At 71.7% G+C, this 2741-nt stretch carries 2 protein-coding genes; one reads left to right on the forward strand and one right to left on the reverse strand.

The genetic code is table 11. The annotated features are described in order from the left end of the window. The coding region (locus tag BN10_RS09550) for a multicopper oxidase domain-containing protein (RefSeq protein ID WP_156917370.1) at window positions 1–1499 on the forward strand (1499 nt) is incomplete at its 5' end. On the opposite strand, the gene efeB is transcribed toward BN10_RS09550, so the two are convergent. Then, window positions 1492–2721 carry an iron uptake transporter deferrochelatase/peroxidase subunit gene (gene efeB / locus BN10_RS09555; protein ID WP_010851042.1) on the reverse strand — a complete coding sequence of 410 codons (1230 nt, stop codon included), beginning with the start codon at window positions 2719–2721 and terminating at the stop codon, window positions 1492–1494. The two genes, BN10_RS09550 and efeB, sit on opposite strands and share 8 nt — an antisense overlap. Window positions 2722–2741 lie beyond the last annotated feature (20 nt).

Here is a 2741-nt window from a genome sequence, read left to right on the forward strand (position 1 = left end):
CCGCGGCCGCCACCAAGCCGCCGCGCATCGGTCCGGAGCCGGGGATCTTCGCGCCCGGTCGGCTGGTCGCGGGCATCGCGACGCTCCTGCTCGCCGTCAGCATCGGCGTGGCGGTGGACCCGAGCGCCGCAGGCTTGGTCACGGCCGGCGGCACCGGCACGTCGGCCCCAGCCGATCCGAAGGCCCCCTTCGCGGGCTCCGGTGCGATCGCGCCGACGGGAGCGACGACGACGGTTCGCGTCGAGGCCCGCGACATGTCCTTCTCCCCATCGACCGTGAGCGTGCCCGCCGGCAACCGACTGGTCATCGAGTTGGTCAACGTCGACACCAAGAGCCCGCACGACCTCGCCTTCTCCGGTGCCCTGAAGACCCAGCGGATCATGCCGGGCAAGAGCGCGACGATCGACGTCGGCGTCGTGACGACCTCCGGTGAGGGCTGGTGCACGATCGTCGGCCATCGCCAGATGGGCATGGTGCTCGAGATCGTCGCCGAGGGCGGTGAGGCGCCGGGAACGACTGCGGCCTCCGGGACCAACACTGGGACCAGCGCCAAGACCCCCGGTACAACCGGGGCCACTGGAAACGACGCCGGGATGAGGCTGGGGCAGAAGGCGAGCGCGGACTTCCGCGCGGTCGACGCGACCCTGCCCCCGCTCACCACGCCCGCCGGCACCGTGCACACGCTGACGCTCACCGTCGAGGAGGTCGTCCTCGAGGTCTCACCCGGTGTCTGGCAGAAGCGCTGGACCTACAACGGGCAGGTGCCCGCCCCCACCCTCCACGGGCGCGTGGGCGACACCTTCGAGGTGACCCTGGTCAACCACGGCTCGATGGGGCATTCGATCGACTTCCACGCCGGCGAGCGCGCACCGGACGAGGTCATGCGCACCGTCCCCCCGGGAGGCACGCTGACCTACCGCTTCACGGCCTCCCGCGCGGGGATCTGGATGTACCACTGCTCCACCATGCCGATGTCCGCGCACATCGCCGCCGGCATGCACGGTGCCGTCGTCATCGAGCCCGACGGCCTGGCCCCCGTGGCGCGCAGCTATGTCCTCGAGCAGTCAGAGGTGTATGCCGCGCCCGGCGCCGGCGCTCGCGCCGAGGCATCCGACGTCGACGCCGACAAGGCGGCGGCCAATACCCCGGATGCGGTGACCTTCAACGGGATCGCCAACCAGTACGACGCCCGACCGCTGACCGCTCGGGTCGGCGAGCGGGTGCGGATCTGGGTGCTTGCCGCCGGTCCCAACCGCGGCAGCGACTTCCACGTCGTGGGTGGGCAGTTCGACACGGTGTGGTCCGAGGGTGGCTATCTCCTGCGCGCGGGCACCGATGCCTTTGGGTCGACCGGCGGCGGCGCCCAGGTGCTCTCCCTCGGCGCCGCCCAGGGTGGTTTCATCGAGCTGACCCTCACCGAGCCGGGGAACTACCCCTTCGTCACGCACGCGATGGCCGACGCGGAGAAGGGAGCCCACGGCATCCTCGAGGTCAGGTGAGGAGGGATCGGCCCCAGAAGTCGTCCGGATCGCCCTCGGCGACGCCGGGCGGGCAGGCGAAGAGGGCCGAGCCGTTGTGGACGATGTATTCGTTGAGGCGGTCCTTGGCCGCGAGCGCTCGTTGCATCGGCACGAACTGCTGGTGCGCATCGCGCATGAAGGCGATGAAGAAGAGCCCGGCATCCAGCCGCCCCAGCCCATCGCTGCCGTCGGTGAAGTTGTAGCCACGACGCAGGATTCGTATGCCGCCCAGTTGTGTCTCGTGGGCAAGGAAGACGTGGCTGGTGCGCGGGATTGCCGGCCCGCCGTCCGCCCCGAGCCGGTCGAAGTCAGGGGCGTCGAACTCGTCCCTGCCACCCATCGGCTCGCCCCTGCCCTTGCGGCGCCCGAAGGTTCGTTCCTGCTCTTGCAGGCTCGTGCTGTCCCAGACCTCGATGTGCATCCGGATCCGGCGGGCGACCAGGTAGGACCCGCCGGCCAGCCACGCCGACCCGGGCACGGCCGCGAGGTCTTCGGGCTGGACCCAGACGTGCTGGTCGAGGAGCTCGGGCTCCTCGGCCTTGAGGTTGTTGGTGCCGTCCTTGAAGCCGAAGAGGTTGCGTGGCGTTGCCTGGGTCGTCGACGTCGAGGAGGTGCGCCCGAAGCCCAGCTGGGACCAGCGCACCGAGACCTTGCCGACGCCGATCCGGATCAGGTTGCGAATGGCATGCACCGCGACCTGGGGGTCATGGGCACAGGCCTGCAGGCAGAGGTCGCCCCCCGAACGGGCCGGGTCGAGGTCGTCGAGCCGGAAGGGCGGGAGATCCCTCAGGCCCTCGGGCCGCCGGTCGTCCAGCCCGAAGCGGTCGTCGAAGAGCGAGGGCCCGAAGCCCATGGTCACGGTGAGGCCCGAGGCCGGCAGGCCCATGGCCTCGCCGGTGTCCTCCGGCGCCGCAAGCGGGTTGCCGCCGGCGACACCGCCGGGAGCGGCTTCGGCCCCCAGGGTCATCCGCTCGGTCGCCCGGGTCCACGCCCGCAGCAGGGCGACCAGGTCGTCGCGCGTCGTCCCCGGCGTCACGTCGAGCGCGACGAAGTGCATCCGGTCCTGAGCCGGGGTGATGATCCCGGCCTGACGCACCCCGCGAAACGGCACCGCCGCCGACAGGTCCGGGGTAGTGCCGCCCGCGGCGCCCGGACCACTGACGGGAGGGACGGCGGAGGCCAGCCCCGCGGCATACGTCATCCCGGCGGGGGGGGGGGGGG

Origin of the sequence: Phycicoccus elongatus Lp2, assembly GCF_000367525.1 — a bacterium.
GTDB lineage: Bacteria > Actinomycetota > Actinomycetes > Actinomycetales > Dermatophilaceae > Phycicoccus_A > Phycicoccus_A elongatus.

Bases quoted from the DNA above. Each gene is read 5' to 3' on its own strand.
- efeB (WP_010851042.1), bottom strand. From the start codon at position 2,721: ATGACGTATGCCGCGGGGCTGGCCTCCGCCGTCCCTCCCGTCAGTGGT.